The following is a 15030-nucleotide window of genomic DNA, read 5'->3' as shown; positions in this document are numbered from 1 at the left end:
CTGCTTGCGCTTGCTACATCTACTCTAAGGCCGTTTTTCTTTTAAATTCAAGATGAAACCCATCGCCATCACCCAGGGCGACTCCGCAGGCATAGGCCCGGAAATCGTCGCCAAAGCCTTCCGCGACGCACCCGAAGTGCTGCGCGGCTGCTTCGCGGTGGGCGACCTGGCCACCATGCGCCGTGCCGCCCAGTGCCTCGTGCGCCCAGCAGCCTGTCGGACTTTGGGCGTCGATAGCGAGAATGGGCCCCAGCGAGACCAGTTTTTGCCGCATTCGCAGCCGACGATTCCAAAGTCCGACAGGCTGCCAGGCCAGCCCGAATTGCCCGTGGCCTTGCTGCAGGAGCCGGCCGAGGCGCTGCAGATGCCGCCGCGCTGCCTGCCCGTGCTGCAGCTGCCGGGCCTGCCGGGGCCGCAGCCCTGGGGGCGCGTGAGCGCCGCGGCCGGGCGCGCGGCGGCCGATTGCGTGCTGTGGGCCGCGCGCGCCGCCTTGCGCGGCGAAGTCGCTGCCCTCGTGACCGCGCCGCTGCACAAAGAGGCGCTCGCCGCCGCCGGCATCTACTACCCCGGCCACACCGAGCTGCTGCAGGCCGAGGCTGCGGCGCACCTGGGCGTGGCGCTGGAGGAACTGCCCGTGCGCATGATGCTCGCCAATGAGGAGCTGCGCACCGTGCTCGTGAGCATCCACGTGCCGCTGCGCGCCGCCATAGCCGCCGTCACGCCCGCGAACGTGCTGCAGACCTTGCAGATCACGCATGCCGCCTTGCAGCGCAGCCTGGGGCATGCGCCGCGTATTGCGGTCGCGGGGCTCAATCCACATGCGGGCGAGGGTGGCCTCTTTGGGCGCGAGGAGATCGAGGCCATCGCGCCGGCGATCGCACAGGCGCGCGCGCAGGGCATCGACGCGCTGGGCCCGTTTGCGCCGGACACGGTGTTCATGCGCGCGCGCCACGCGCCGCCCGCGCATCCGGGCGAGTTCGACGTGGTCGTCGCCATGTACCACGACCAGGGCCTGATCCCCGTCAAATACCTGGGCGTGGAGCAGGGCGTCAACGTGACGCTGGGCCTGCCGCTGGTGCGCACCAGCCCCGACCACGGCACGGCCTTCGACATCGCCGGCCAAGGCGTGGCAGACGCCGCGAGCCTGATCGCGGCGGTGCGCATGGCGCGCCAGCTTTCGGGGTAAAAAAGGTCTGCAGCGCTTGGTAGGTCTGCGCTAGTAGCTATCTATTTTGAAGTGCCGCGCAGGCTGTCGCGGATTTCGCGCAGCAGCACGACTTCTTCGGGCGTGGGCGGCGGCGTGGCGGGCGCCGGGGCTGCGGCCGGGGCTTCGCGTTTGAAGCGGTTGATCTGCTTGACCATCATGAAAATGATGAACGCGAGGATGAGGAAGTTCACCGCCACGGTGATGAAATGGCCATACGCAAACACGGGCACGCCCGCCTTGCGCAGCGCCTCGAGCGTGTGCGCCGTGCCCGCAGGCGCTTCGCCGAGCGCGATGAACAAATTGGAAAAATCGAGCCTGCCGAACACCAGCCCCACGACGGGCATGATCAGGTCGGCCACCACCGAATCGACGATCTTGCCGAACGCCCCGCCGATGATCACGCCCACGGCGAGATCGATCACGTTGCCCTTGACGGCAAACTCCTTGAATTCTTGCATCATGCCCATGGAAACTCCTTTTGTGGTAGCGCCAAACGGCGCCAGTATCACCGAAAGCGCGGCTTTGGTGCTGCCCGCAAATACCCCTAGGCGCTCCGCTACAATCGCCCGTTGACCCCAACTAGCGATGTTCATCGAGGATCCCATGAGTGACACTCCCATCGACTCCGAAAAACGGACGTGGCTGATCGCGACCAGCTGCGCCGGCGTGGTGGGCGGCGTGGCAACCGCCGTACCTTTTGTGAGCACCTTTCAGCCCTCGGAGCGCGCCAAGGCCGCAGGCGCCCCGGTCGAGGTGGATATTTCCACGCTCAAGCCGGGCGAGAAGATCACCGTGGAATGGCGCGGCAAGCCCGTGTGGATCGTGCGCCGCACGCCCGAGCAACTGGCTGCGCTGCCCAAGATCGATCCCGAACTCGCAGACCCCAAGTCCGAACGCCATCCCGAACAATTCACGCCGCCTTACGCGCGCAACGAATGGCGCTCGATCAAGCCCGAGATCTTCGTCGCCATCGGCATCTGCACGCACCTGGGCTGCTCGCCGTCCGATAAATTCACGCCCGGGCCGCAACCCTCGCTGCCCAGCGACTGGCCCGGCGGCTGGCTTTGTCCCTGCCACGGCTCCACGTTCGACATGGCCGGGCGGGTGTTCAAGAACAAGCCCGCGCCCGACAACCTCGAAATCCCGCCGCACATGTACCTCTCCGATACGCGTCTGCTGATCGGTGAAGACAAGAAGGCTTGAAGGAGCACCCCATGGCTGAATTCAAGGAAATTTCTCCCAATGCTTCCGCGGGTGCCAAGTTCGGCAACTGGATGCACAACCGCTTTCCGACGCTGTTCGAGGCTTACCGCGTGCACATGTCGGAGTATTACGCGCCCAAGAACTTCAACTTCTGGTACATCTTCGGCTCGCTCGCGCTCTTGGTGCTGGTGATCCAGATCGTCACAGGCATCTTTCTCGTGATGCACTACAAGCCCGACGCGAACCTCGCCTTTGCTTCGGTCGAATACATCATGCGCGACGTGCCTTGGGGCTGGCTGATCCGCTACATGCACTCCACGGGCGCCTCGGCCTTCTTCATCGTGGTATATCTGCACATGTACCGCGGCCTGATCTACGGCAGCTACCAAAAGCCGCGCGAGCTCGTGTGGATTTTCGGCTGCTTGATCTTCTTGTGCCTGATGGCCGAGGCTTTCATGGGCTACCTGCTGCCCTGGGGCCAGATGTCGTACTGGGGTGCGCAGGTGATCGTGAACCTGTTTTCCGCGATTCCCTTCATCGGCCCTGACCTCTCGCTGCTGATCCGCGGCGACTACGTGGTCAGCGACGCCACGCTGAACCGCTTCTTCAGCTTCCACGTGATCGCCGTGCCGCTGGTGCTGCTGGGCCTGGTCGTGGCGCACTTGCTCGCGCTGCACGATGTGGGCTCGAACAACCCTGACGGCATCGAAATCAAAGGCCCCAAGGCGCCCAAGGACGACAAAGGCCATCCGCTCGACGGCGTGCCCTTCCATCCGTACTACACGGTGCACGACGTGTTCGGCGTCGGCGTGTTTCTGATGGTTTTCGCGGCCGTGATTTTCTTCGCGCCCGAAGCCGGTGGTTATTTCCTCGAATACAACAACTTCATCCCGGCCGATCCGCTCAAGACGCCTTTGCACATCGCGCCGGTGTGGTACTTCACGCCGTTTTATTCGATGCTGCGCGCGATCACGAGCGAAATGATGTATGCGCTCATCACCTGCGTGGTGCTCGGTGCGCTGTTTGGCATCTTCAAGGCACGGACCGCGGGCTTTCTCAAGGCCATCATCGCCGTGGCGGCGGTGGTCGTGGTCGCGATGATGCTCTCGATCGACGCCAAGTTCTGGGGCGTGGTGACCATGGGTGGCGCCGTGATCATCCTGTTCTTCCTGCCCTGGCTCGACAACAGCCCGGTCAAGTCGATCCGCTACCGGCCGAGCTGGCACAAGTACCTCTACGGCCTGTTCGTGATCAACTTCCTGATCCTCGGCTACCTCGGGGTGCAGCCGCCTTCGCCGATCGGCGAGCGCGTGTCGCAAGTGGGTACGCTGTTTTATTTTGGCTTCTTCCTGCTCATGCCTTGGTGGAGCCGCTTGGGTGAACCCAAGCCTGTGCCCGAGCGCGTGACCTTCGCGGCCCACTGAGCTGGAGACGATCACCATGAAAAAAATCCTCCTCACGCTCGCCGCTGCCCTTGGCCTGCTCACGGGCGCCGCCGTGCAAGCAAACGAAGCGGGCATACCCTGGGACAAGGCGCCCAACAAAACCACCGATCTCGGTGCGTTGCAAAACGGTGCGAAGATTTTCGTCAACTACTGCGTGGGCTGCCACTCTGCCGCGTTCATGCGCTACAACCGCTTGCGCGACATCGGTCTGACCGAGCAACAGATCAAGGACAACCTCATGTTCACCACCGATAAGGTGGGTGAGACCATGAAGGCCGCGATCGACCCGCGCCAGGCCAAGGAATGGTTTGGCGCGAATCCGCCCGACCTCACCCTGATTGCCCGCTCGCGCGCTGGCGCGGGCGGCAGTGGCGCCGACTATCTTTACACCTTCCTGCGCACTTTCTACCGCGACGACACCAAGGCCACGGGTTGGAACAACCTCGCTTTCCCGAACGTCGGTATGCCGCACGCGTTATGGCAGCTGCAAGGCCAACGCCGCGCCGTCTTCGAAGAAGTCGAAAGCCATGGTCACAGCACCGAGGTTTTCAAAGGCTGGGAGCAATTGAGCCCAGGAACCATGAGCGAGCTGCAGTTCGATCAAACCGTGGCCGACCTGGTGAACTATCTGCAGTGGATGGGTGAGCCCGCGCAAAAGACCCGCACGCGCGTCGGCGTTTGGGTGTTGCTCTATCTGGCGTTCTTCACGGTGCTGGCATGGAGGCTCAATGCCGCCTATTGGAAAGACGTGAAGTAATCCTCACATAAGGTGGCACGTCCCCTGTGGGGCGTGTCTCGTTTCACGGAGTGGGCGCTGGGTATGGTGTCCCACTCTTTTGGTTTTCAGGAGCCGCATACATCATGATGGTGCTTTATTCGGGCACGACTTGCCCTTTTTCGCATCGCTGCCGTTTCGTGTTGTTCGAAAAAGGCATGGATTTCGAGATCCGCGACGTCGATCTCTACAACAAACCCGAGGACATCAGTGTCATGAATCCCTACGGCCAGGTGCCCATCCTGGTCGAGCGTGACCTGATTTTGTACGAATCGAACATCATCAACGAATACATCGACGAGCGTTTTCCGCATCCGCAGTTGATGCCCGGTGACCCCGTCGATCGCGCGCGCGTGCGTCTGTTTTTGCTGAATTTCGAAAAAGAACTGTTCGTGCACGTGCATACGCTCGAGTCGCGTGCCACCAAAGGCAATGAGAAAGCCCAAGAGAAAGCGCGCACCCATATTCGGGAACGCCTGACGCAACTTGCGCCCGTGTTCCTGAAAAACAAATTCATGTTGGGCGAGCATTTTTCCATGCTCGACGTGGCCATAGCGCCGTTGCTGTGGCGGCTCGATTACTATGGGATTGAATTGAGCAAGAATGCCGCGCCGCTGCTCAAATACGCCGAGCGCATTTTTTCGCGTCCGGCCTACATTGAAGCGCTCACGCCTTCCGAGAAGGTCATGCGCAAGTAAATCCGTCTGCCAGCAACCCTTCTCTCCATGCCCCGCATGAACCTGCCGGAAACCAGCTCCACGCGCCCTTACCTGATCCGCGCCATCCATGAATGGTGCACCGACAACGGGTTTACCCCCTACCTCGCGGTGCGCGTCGATTCCACGGTCGATGTGCCGCGCGAATACGTCAAAGATGGCGAGATCGTTCTCAACGTCAGCTATGACGCGACGGGCGGCTTGCAGCTCGGCAACGACCTGATCACGTTCAAGGCCCGCTTCGGCGGCCGTGCACGCGACATCGTGGTTCCCGTAGAGCGCGTCATGGCCATTTATGCGCGCGAAAATGGTCAAGGCATGGCGTTTCCTTTGTCTGCCGACATGCAAGACGATGGGCTTGCGGCTGACGCTTTGCACACCCCGGGCGCGGCGCCTGACAAGCCCGGCGCCAGTGCGGATCGCGTCATCCAGCTTGTGTCCAGCGACGCACGCGATGGCGAGGCGCAAGACACCGACGAGCCGCCCGAGCCGCCACGCCCCGCGGGCGCAGGGGCGCGTCCGGCACTCAAACGCATCAAGTGAACGGCTGCGGCGAAAGCAGCGTTGGTGTGCGTCTGCATGCCGTATTTGCCAGTAGAATCCCCATCGCGCCGATTTAGCTCAGCTGGTAGAGCACCCGCCTTGTAAGCGGTAGGTCGTCAGTTCGAATCCGACAATCGGCACCACTTCACACCCCGCCCCCATGCCTGTGCTTCAGGCATTCCCGTCCACCTCCCGGCCACGCGGTGATTTTTCAGGATCGGATACGCAGGCGGATGGCCTCCACCTCCCAGCCTTTGCTGCGCAAGTGCGCCAGCAGCGCCGGCCTGAGTTGGCGCAGTTTTGCCGCCGCGGCATTGCCATGCACGATGAGGCACCAGCTCGTGCCCTCGATCGGGCCGGCCTGTATGGCGGGGCGCAGCGCGGCGGGAATCAGGCTTTCTATGCTTTGCAGCCGGGCACTCGAGTCGCGCGTGAGTTCTGCCAGCTTTGCCAAAGTGGGCGCCTCTTGGGTGGCCTGCTGCAGCGAGATGGCGTAATGGCGGCGGTGCATGAGGAAAGGGGCGGGTGCAAAAGAGTGGGAACAATGGCGGCGCAGATTATCCACGCAGGGTGGGTTCGATGGCCGCGATGCCGCGCAAAAGTCCAAGCCCAAATAAGCTCTAAAATCGCCGTCCCGGCAAGGGCTGCCTGTTTCTAGTGTTTCTGCGTCTCACAGCGTCGAAAGCCCACGGCAGGCAGCCGTGCCCGAAACATCTATCCATTATCGGCCGACTTGTGTCTTGCCCACGGCAGATGCAGCGGCCTCGTGCGCATGGCCACCAACTTCCTCACCAAAATCTTCGGCAGCCGCAATGACCGGCTGCTCAAGCAATACCGCAAGACGGTTGCGCGCATCAATGCCTTGGAGCCCGAGCTCGAGAAACTGTCGGACGAAGCTCTGCGCGCCAAGACGCAGGAGTTCCGCGAACGCCTCGCGGGCGGCGCCTCGCTCGACGAGCTGCTGCCCGAAGCCTTTGCCGTGGTGCGCGAAGCATCCAAGCGCGTGATGAAGATGCGCCACTTCGACGTGCAGCTGCTCGGCGGCATGGCGCTGCATTACGGCAAGATTGCCGAAATGCGCACGGGCGAGGGCAAGACCCTCACGGCTACGCTGGCCGTGTACCTGAACGCGCTGGCCGGCAAGGGCGTGCACGTGGTCACCGTGAACGACTACCTCGCACAGCGCGATGCGCAATGGATGGGGCGGCTGTATGAATTTCTGGGCCTCAGCGTGGGCATCAACCTGCCGCACCTGCCGCGCGAGGAAAAGCAGGCCGCGTACCGCGCCGACATCACCTACGGCACGAACAACGAATACGGCTTCGACTACCTGCGCGACAACATGGTCTATGAGGCGCGCGACCGCGTGCAGCGCGGCCTGTATTACGCCATCGTCGATGAGGTGGACTCGATCCTGATCGACGAAGCGCGCACGCCGCTCATCATCAGCGGCCAGGCCGAAGACCACACGGCGCTGTATCGCGCGATGAACGAGATCGCTCCGCTGCTCGTGCGCCAGGAGGGCGAGGAAGACCCGCGCACCGGCGAGGGCGTGATCAAGCCCGGCGACTTCACCGTCGATGAAAAGTCGCGCCAGGTGTACCTGACCGAGCAGGGCCACGAGACGGCCGAGCGGCTGCTGGCGAGCCGCGGGTTGATCCCTGAAGGCGCGTCGCTCTACGACCCGGCCAACATCACGCTGATGCACCATTTGTACGCAGCGCTGCGTGCCCACCACCTCTACCACCGCGACCAGCATTACGTGGTGCAAAACGGCGAAGTCATCATCGTCGATGAATTCACGGGCCGCCTGATGCAAGGCCGGCGCTGGAGCGAGGGTCTGCACCAGGCGGTGGAGGCCAAGGAAGGCGTGAACATCCAGCCCGAGAACCAGACGCTGGCGTCGATCACCTTCCAGAACTACTTCCGCCTGTACGAAAAGCTCGCCGGCATGACCGGCACGGCCGACACCGAGGCCTACGAGTTCCAGGAGATCTACGGCCTCGAGACCGTGATCATCCCGCCCAACAGGCCAAGCCGGCGCGAGGACCAGCTCGACCGCGTCTATAAAACCACGCGCGAAAAATACGCCGCGGCCATCGCGGACATCCGCGCGTGCCACGAGCGCGGCCAGCCCGTGCTCGTGGGCACGACCTCGATCGAAAACTCCGAACTCATTTCCGAGCTGCTCAAGAAAGAGGGCCTGCCGCACCAGGTGCTCAACGCCAAGCAGCACGCGCGCGAGGCCGAGATCATCGCCCAGGCGGGGCGCCCCGGCATGATCACCATCGCCACCAACATGGCCGGGCGCGGCACCGACATCGTGCTCGGCGGCAACATCGAGAAAATGGTCGCGGCCATAGAGGCTGATCCAGAGCTCGACGAAGCCACGCGCCAGCAGCGCATTGCGCAGCTGCGCGCCGACTGGCAGCGCGACCACGAGAAGGTGAAAGAGCTCGGCGGCCTGCGCATCATCGCCACCGAGCGCCACGAAAGCCGCCGCATCGACAACCAGCTGCGCGGCCGCTCGGGGCGCCAGGGCGATCCGGGCTCGTCACGCTTTTACCTGAGCCTGGACGACCCGCTGATGCGCATTTTCGCGGGCGACCGCGTCAAGGCCATCATGGAGCGGCTCAAGATGCCCGACGGCGAGGCGATCGAGGCCGGCATCGTCACGCGCAGCATCGAATCGGCGCAGCGCAAGGTCGAGGCGCGCAACTTCGACATGCGCAAGCAGCTGCTCGAATACGACGACGTGGCCAACGACCAGCGCAAGGTGATCTACCAGCAGCGCAATGAAATCCTCGACGCTTCCGACCTCTCCGACGTGATCCGCGCCATGCGCGAGGACTGCTTCACCGACCTCGTGCGCCAATATGTGCCTGCCGATTCGGTCGAGGAGCAGTGGGACTTGCCGGGCCTCGAAAAAGCGCTCGCACAAGAGTGGCAGCTGCCGCTCGCGCTGCAGCAGGAAGTGGCGCAGTCCGAGGCCATCACCGACGAGGACATCCTCGAAAAAGTGCTGCAGGCCGCGCAGGCGGCCTTCGACGCCAAGGTCGAGCAGATCGGGCGCGAAAACTTCACGCAGTTCGAGCGCATGGTGCTGCTGCAAAGCCTGGACTCGAACTGGCGCGACCACCTCGCGGCGCTCGACTACCTGCGCCAGGGCATCCACCTGCGCGGCTATGCGCAAAAGCAGCCCAAGCAGGAATACAAGCGCGAGGCTTTCGAGCTGTTCCGCCAGATGCTCGACCAAGTGAAGAACGAGGTCACGAAAACGCTCATGACCGTGCAGGTGCAGTCGCGCAGCCAGCTCGACGCTGCCGCAGAGGAGCTCGAAAGCCGCGGCGAGCACATCGCCAACGTCACCTACACCGCGCCCACCGAAACCGGCGCGGTCGAGGTCACGGCAGAGGCGCCGACCGCGCGCGAACCGCTCACGCTGCCGCCGGGCGTGCGCGTGGGGCGCAACGACCCCTGCCCCTGCGGCAGCGGCAAAAAATACAAGCAATGCCACGGCAAGCTGAGCTGAGCGCGTCCGCACGGCTGGCCGCGCCGGCGCAGCGTGCAGCGCACAGCGTTTCGCCCGCGTTTTTGAAAAAGGAACCCCCATGCCCGTGAACCTCCAGCCCCCCGTCGCTGCCGAGCTGCGCCCCATCGCGGGCGTGCGCATCGGCGTGGCCGAAGCCGGCATCCGCAAGGCCGCGCGCAAAGACCTCACGGTGTTTTTGCTCGACGAGGGCACGAGCGTCGCGGGCGTGTTCACGCAAAACCGCTTTTGCGCCGCGCCCGTGCAGATCAGCCGTGCGCACCTTGCGGGCGGGCTGCCGATCCGCGCGCTGCTCGTCAACACCGGCAACGCCAACGCGGGCACGGGCGCTGACGGCATGGTACGCGCGCACGCCACGTGCATCGCGCTTGCGCGGCTGCTGGACATCGCACCCGCGCAGGTGCTGCCTTTTTCCACCGGCGTGATCATGGAGCCGCTGCCGCACGAGCGCCTCATCGCGGCGCTGCCCGCGGCGCTCGCCGACGCTGCTCCCGACCACTGGGCGCGCGCCGCCGAAGGCATCATGACCACGGACACCGTGCCCAAGGCCTTCAGCACGCAGCTGCGCCTGGGCGCGGCCACGGTGTCGGTCACGGGCATCAGCAAGGGCGCGGGCATGATCCGCCCGAACATGGCGACCATGCTGGGCTTTCTGGCAACCGACGCCTGCATCGCACCGGCGCTGCTGCCCCAGATCGCGCACGCGCTCGCCGAGGCTTCGTTCAACCGCATCACCATAGACGGCGACACCTCGACCAACGACTCGTTCATCGTGCTGGCCACCCACAAGGCGCAGCACGCGCCCATCACCTCGCTAGAGAGCGCCGAGGGGCAGGCGCTCTTTGCCGCGCTGCGCGAGGTGGCGCAAAAGCTCGCGCAGGCCATCGTGCGCGACGGCGAGGGCGCGACCAAGTTCATCACGGTGCGCGTCGAAGGCGGGCGCGACGCCGAGGAATGCCGCAAGGTGGCGTACGCGATCGCGCATTCGCCGCTGGTCAAGACGGCGTTTTACGCGAGCGACCCGAACCTGGGCCGCATCCTTGCGGCCGTGGGCTACGCGGGCATTGCCGACCTCGACCAGGGCGGCATAGACCTGTACCTCGACGACGTGCACGTGGCCCAGCAGGGCGGGCGCCACCCCGACTACCGCGAGGAGGATGGCCAGCGCGTGATGCAGCAAAGCGAGATCACGGTGCGCGTGCGGCTCGGGCGCGGCACGGCGGCCGAGACGGTCTGGACCTGCGACCTGAGCCACGAATACGTGAGCATCAACGCCGATTACCGTTCTTGAAATTGCTATATTAAAAATAGCTGCTTGCGCTTGATACATAAGCGCCAGAGGCCAAAATGAATCCAAATTTCGAGCATTTGCTCGTGCGCGCCGAGCAGCTCATCGGCCGCATAGAGTCCATTCTTCCCCAGCCCCTTTCGGCCCCCGATTGGGGCGCCGCCATCGCCTGGCGCTACCGCAAGCGCAGCAACGGGCATGGCGTGCTTGAGCCCGTGCGCCATGTCGCGGCGATGCGCCTGTCCGACCTGCAGGAAATCGACGCGCAGAAAGAAAAAATCGTGCGCAACACCGAGCAGTTCGTGCAGGGCCGGCCCGCGAACAACGTGCTGCTCACGGGTGCGCGCGGCACGGGCAAGTCTTCGCTCGTCAAGGCCTGCCTGAACGCCTTTGCCGCGCAGGGCCTGCGCCTGATCGAGATGGACAAGAGCGACCTGACCGACCTGCCCGACATCGTCGAGGTGGTGGCCGCGCGCCCCGAGAAGTTCATCGTCTTTTGCGACGACCTGAGCTTCGAGGAGGGCGAGCCCGGCTACAAGGCGCTCAAGTCGATCCTGGACGGCTCGGTGGCCGCGGCCACGCCCAACGTGCTGATCTACGCGACCAGCAACCGCCGCCACCTGCTGCCCGAATACATGAAGGAAAACCTCAGCTACCAGCACAGCGAGGACGGCGAACTGCACCCCGGCGAGGTGGTCGAGGAAAAAATCTCGCTCTCCGAGCGCTTCGGCCTGTGGGTGAGCTTTTACCCCTTCAGCCAGGACGAATACCTCGTCATCGTGCGCCAGTGGCTCACGGCGCTCGGGGTGCCGGAGTCGGCCATAGAGGCCGCACGCGCCGAGGCGCTGGTGTGGGCGCTGGAGCGTGGCTCGCGCAGCGGGCGCGTGGCCTACCAGTTCGCGCGCGATTTTGCGGGCCGCCATGGTGTCAGCGCATCCTGAGCCGCCATCGCAGCCGCAAGCCGAAGCGACTGGCGCCGGCGCGGCGCCGAGCCAGCCGCAAGGCTCGCAGCGCACGCATACTGAAGTCGCCGTGGGCATCTTGCTGCGCGGCGACGGCGCACTGCTGCTGGCCACGCGCCCGCCCGGCAAGCCCTACGCGGGCTACTGGGAATTTCCGGGCGGCAAGATCGAGGCCGGCGAGACCGTGGAGCAGGCGCTGCGGCGCGAGCTGCACGAGGAGCTGGGCATCACCATCGGCCCGGCGAGCGTCTGGCGCGTGACCGAGCACGACTACCCGCACGCACTCGTGCGCCTGCATTGGTGCAAGGTGCGCAGCTGGAGCGGCGACTTCGACATGCGCGAGGGCCAGACCATGGCCTGGCAGCACTTTCCGCTGCAGGTCAGCCCGGTGCTGCCGGGCGCGTACCCGGTGCTCGACTGGCTCGAGCAGGAGTGGCGCCAAGGGCGCGCGCAGTCCTCACAAAAGCCATAAGCCGAGCACGAACACCAGCGTGTGCGCCAGCACGCCCGCCGCTACGGCCCAGCCATATCCCTTGCCGCCGCTGGCCAGCGCCATCCCGCTCTTGCTCAGCGCATGCACCAGCATGGCCGCCATCAGGGTGCGCTCGACCATGGGCGCCGCGGGGGTGCCGGGGGCGCCATGCGCGAGCAGCGCGGCGATGACGGAGTGGATGTCCGCGAGCGCCGCAAGCAAGGCGCCGGTCATCATGCCCGCGTCACCCAGCCACAGGCCCAGCCCATAAACGCCCGCCTGTACGGCTGTCAGCAATAGTGCGATCAGCAACGCATCGCGCAGGCGAAACATGGCCGTATCGGCGGGAAGTTGCGCCGGTTTGCCGGCCGCTTGGGGCAGACCCGTGTGTGCGAGCCAACCCCCGTACACACCGGCCACGAGCGCCGAAGCCAGCGCCGGCGCCGCCAGCTGGGGCAGCCAGGCCGGCTGAATGGTCGCAGCCACGGCCAGCATTTGCAGCATGGTGGCCACGCACGAGAGCACCGCGCCGCCCGCCTGCGCGCGCAGCGTGCCGCGCCCTGCGCGCAGCTCCAGCCCCAGATTCGCGATGGTGGCCGTGCTCGAGACGAAGCCCGAGGCCAGCGCCGACAGGGCCAGCGCCTGGCGCGCCTGCAGCAGGCGCCGCCCCAGGTGCGCGAACGACTGGATCAAAAGCAGCACCACGAGCAGGCGCACGAGCAGCTGCGGGTTGAGTACCTCGCCCCACAGCGGCCGGTCGGGCATCAGCGGCGCGACGATGAGGATCAGGGCTCCGAGGATCAGGCCGTCGCGCACTTCGCCCGGTTGCAGCCAGGTGTTGGCGAAACGGTGCAGGCGCTCGCGCGCGGCGAGCAAGCCCGTCGCTACCACGGCGAGTGCAGCGGCCAGCAGGCGGTCTTGCGTGCACATGGCGCCGATCACGTAGACGAAAAAAAGCGCGATCTCGGTCGTCACGCCCGGATCGCCCGAGCGGTCTTTGGCATACGCGGTGACGCCCAGAATGGCCACGAACAGCGCCCCCACGCCGAGCAATGCCGGCATGGCCAACAGCGCTGCCGTGGCGCCGGCGAGCGCCGTGAGCGCAAACGAGCGCACCCCTGCGAGCGCGCGGTGCGGGCCGCTGCCCTTGCTACGCTCGCGCTCTATGCCCATGAGCAAGCCGCAGCCGAGCGCGCTCGCCAGCGCCGCCCAAGCCGAGGCCAAGCCGTCCGAAGTCTCCATTGCTGCATTGCCTTTCATCCCAGATTGTCCATTAGGACGCGGGATGATGGCGAGGCGGCTGGCGAGGCAGTTTGGTCGCGGCTGAGGAGTTCGTGGTGGTGCCACGAACGACGAAGCAGCGGCCAAAATGACCGGCAGACGTCCGCCAGCGCCCGCGTAGGTGCGCAGCACCGCCTAATGGACAATCTGGGTTCATCACAAACCACGGCGCTTGCCCCTGCCAGCACAGGACGGCGCCGCGGCCGTGGACAATACCACCATGTTCGAGCCACCACCTTTCATCGCCCCCACCCGCCACACCGACCCGGCCGCCGCGCTCGCGCAGGTGCAGCAGATCTACCAACAGCAAATCGACCACCTGCGCGCCGCCATGTCGCGCTTCGTCGCGGGCGAAACACCGCCGCAGCCGGTGCGCGCCTGCTACCCCTTCGTGCGCCTGCACGTGGACACCGTGGTGCGCGCTCCTACGGCGCTCGCCTACGGCTTCGTCGAAGGGCCGGGGCATTACGAAACCACGCTCACGCGCCCCGACCTGTTCGCGCGCTACTACCTCGAGCAGTTCCAGCTGCTGCGCCAGAGCCACGGCGTGGCGCTCGAAGTGGGCACGAGCACGCAGCCCATCCCCGTGCACTTCTCATTCGCCGAAGACGATTATTTTGAAGGCGCCTTGAGCCCCGAACGCCGCCTGCGCATGCGCGACCTGTTCGACCTGCCCGACCTTGCGGCCATGGACGACGGCATCGCCAACGGCACCTGGGAGGCCGTGCCAGGCGAGCCCAAACCGCTCGCGCTCTTCACCGCGCCGCGCGTGGACTACTCGCTGCACCGCCTGCGCCACTACACGGGCACGCTGCCCGAGTGGTTCCAGAACTTCGTGCTGTTCACCAACTACCAGTTCTACATCGACGAATTCGTCCGCCTCGGGCACGCCGAAATGGCGCGGCCCGATAGCGGCTACTGCGCCTTCGTCGAGCCCGGCAACGTGGTCACGCGCCGCGCGGGTCTGCCCGCCGAGGCCGGTGACGAGCGCGGCGCCCCGCCGCCGCGCCTGCCGCAAATGCCCGCCTACCACCTGGTGCGCGCCGACGGCAGCGGCATCACCATGGTCAACATCGGCGTGGGCCCGGCCAACGCCAAGACCATCACCGACCACATCGCCGTCCTGCGCCCGCACGCCTGGATGATGCTGGGCCACTGCGCGGGCCTGCGCAACAGCCAGCAGCTGGGCGACTACGTGCTCGCCCACGCCTACGTGCGCGAAGACCACGTGCTCGACGAAGACCTGCCGCTGTGGGTGCCGATCCCGGCGCTTGCCGAAATCCAGGTCGCGCTCGAGCAGGCCGTGGCCGAGGTCACGCAGGTGCACGGCGCCGACCTCAAGCGCATCATGCGCACCGGCACCGTGGCCAGCACCGACAACCGCAACTGGGAGCTGCTGCCCGGAAACACGCCGCAGCGCCGCTTCAGCCAGAGCCGCGCCGTCGCGCTCGACATGGAAAGCGCCACCATCGCCGCGAACGGCTTTCGCTTCCGCGTGCCCTACGGCACGCTGCTGTGCGTGAGCGACAAGCCGCTGCACGGCGAAATCAAGCTGCCCGGCATGGCCAACCAGTTCTACCGCGAGCGC

At 65.4% G+C, this 15030-nt stretch carries 14 protein-coding genes and 1 tRNA gene; 12 read left to right on the top strand and 3 right to left on the bottom strand.

The genetic code is table 11. The annotated features are described in order from the left end of the window. Positions 1-52: 52 nt before the first annotated feature. The gene (pdxA, locus tag DFR45_RS01585; RefSeq protein WP_114481937.1) at positions 53-1186 is read left to right on the top strand and encodes a 4-hydroxythreonine-4-phosphate dehydrogenase PdxA; all 1134 of its coding nucleotides are present in this window, start codon (positions 53-55) and stop codon (positions 1184-1186) included. Between the two features lie 41 nt (positions 1187-1227). Here pdxA and mscL read toward each other — a convergent pair whose 3' ends face one another. Further along, positions 1228-1674 (bottom strand): large conductance mechanosensitive channel protein MscL, encoded by a 447-nt coding sequence (gene mscL / locus DFR45_RS01580; protein ID WP_114481936.1) that lies wholly within the window; start codon positions 1672-1674, stop codon positions 1228-1230. 136 nt (positions 1675-1810) lie between these two features. Between mscL and petA the strand changes: the two genes are divergently transcribed. From petA to DFR45_RS01550, 6 genes are all read left to right on the top strand, one after another. Further along, on the top strand, positions 1811-2410 hold the full coding sequence (gene petA / locus DFR45_RS01575; protein WP_114482189.1) for a ubiquinol-cytochrome c reductase iron-sulfur subunit: 600 nt from the start codon (positions 1811-1813) through the stop codon (positions 2408-2410). A gap of 11 nt (positions 2411-2421) precedes the next feature. Next, a complete protein-coding gene (locus tag DFR45_RS01570) occupies positions 2422-3834 on the top strand; it encodes a cytochrome b (RefSeq protein WP_114481935.1) in 1413 nt (470 codons plus the stop codon). Positions 3835-3850: 16 nt separating this feature from the next. Next, positions 3851-4612 (top strand): cytochrome c1, encoded by a 762-nt coding sequence (locus DFR45_RS01565; RefSeq protein ID WP_114481934.1) that lies wholly within the window; start codon positions 3851-3853, stop codon positions 4610-4612. A gap of 104 nt (positions 4613-4716) precedes the next feature. Then, a complete protein-coding gene (locus tag DFR45_RS01560) occupies positions 4717-5328 on the top strand; it encodes a glutathione S-transferase N-terminal domain-containing protein (RefSeq protein ID WP_114481933.1) in 612 nt (203 codons plus the stop codon). Between the two features lie 36 nt (positions 5329-5364). Next, positions 5365-5889, top strand: a complete 525-nt coding sequence (locus tag DFR45_RS01555; protein ID WP_114481932.1) for a ClpXP protease specificity-enhancing factor — start codon at positions 5365-5367, stop codon at positions 5887-5889. A gap of 67 nt (positions 5890-5956) precedes the next feature. Next, positions 5957-6032, top strand: a tRNA-Thr gene (locus DFR45_RS01550). 68 nt (positions 6033-6100) lie between these two features. On the opposite strand, the gene DFR45_RS01545 is transcribed toward DFR45_RS01550, so the two are convergent. Next, complete coding sequence (locus DFR45_RS01545; RefSeq protein ID WP_114481931.1) at positions 6101-6400, bottom strand: DciA family protein; 300 nt, start codon at positions 6398-6400, stop codon at positions 6101-6103. Between the two features lie 261 nt (positions 6401-6661). Here DFR45_RS01545 and secA point away from each other — a divergent pair, with 261 nt between their 5' ends. The 4 genes from secA to DFR45_RS01525 all read left to right on the top strand — a co-directional run bounded on the left by secA (position 6662) and on the right by DFR45_RS01525 (position 12161). Continuing rightward, positions 6662-9421 (top strand): preprotein translocase subunit SecA, encoded by a 2760-nt coding sequence (gene secA / locus DFR45_RS01540; RefSeq protein WP_114481930.1) that lies wholly within the window; start codon positions 6662-6664, stop codon positions 9419-9421. Positions 9422-9500: 79 nt separating this feature from the next. After that, positions 9501-10730 carry a bifunctional glutamate N-acetyltransferase/amino-acid acetyltransferase ArgJ gene (gene argJ, locus DFR45_RS01535; protein ID WP_114481929.1) on the top strand — a complete coding sequence of 410 codons (1230 nt, stop codon included), beginning with the start codon at positions 9501-9503 and terminating at the stop codon, positions 10728-10730. A gap of 56 nt (positions 10731-10786) precedes the next feature. Then, entirely contained in the window at positions 10787-11668 is an 882-nt protein-coding gene (locus tag DFR45_RS01530) for an ATP-binding protein (protein WP_114481928.1), read from the top strand. Then, positions 11649-12161 carry a (deoxy)nucleoside triphosphate pyrophosphohydrolase gene (locus DFR45_RS01525; protein ID WP_114481927.1) on the top strand — a complete coding sequence of 171 codons (513 nt, stop codon included), beginning with the start codon at positions 11649-11651 and terminating at the stop codon, positions 12159-12161. Before DFR45_RS01530 ends, DFR45_RS01525 begins: the two co-directional genes overlap by 20 nt. Here DFR45_RS01525 and DFR45_RS01520 read toward each other — a convergent pair. Next, entirely contained in the window at positions 12147-13403 is a 1257-nt protein-coding gene (locus DFR45_RS01520) for an MgtC/SapB family protein (protein ID WP_114482188.1), read from the bottom strand. The genes DFR45_RS01525 and DFR45_RS01520 overlap by 15 nt on opposite strands. Positions 13404-13662: 259 nt before the next feature. Here DFR45_RS01520 and DFR45_RS01515 point away from each other — a divergent pair. Further along, on the top strand, positions 13663-15030 hold a 1368-nt coding region (locus DFR45_RS01515), incomplete at its 3' end, for an AMP nucleosidase (RefSeq protein WP_114482187.1).

The sequence above is a fragment of the Extensimonas vulgaris genome (assembly GCF_003337425.1).
Taxonomy (GTDB): domain Bacteria; phylum Pseudomonadota; class Gammaproteobacteria; order Burkholderiales; family Burkholderiaceae_C; genus Extensimonas; species Extensimonas vulgaris.
Note: the sequence above shows the minus strand (reverse complement) of the source record. Positions and strands in the feature narration are given on the sequence as shown.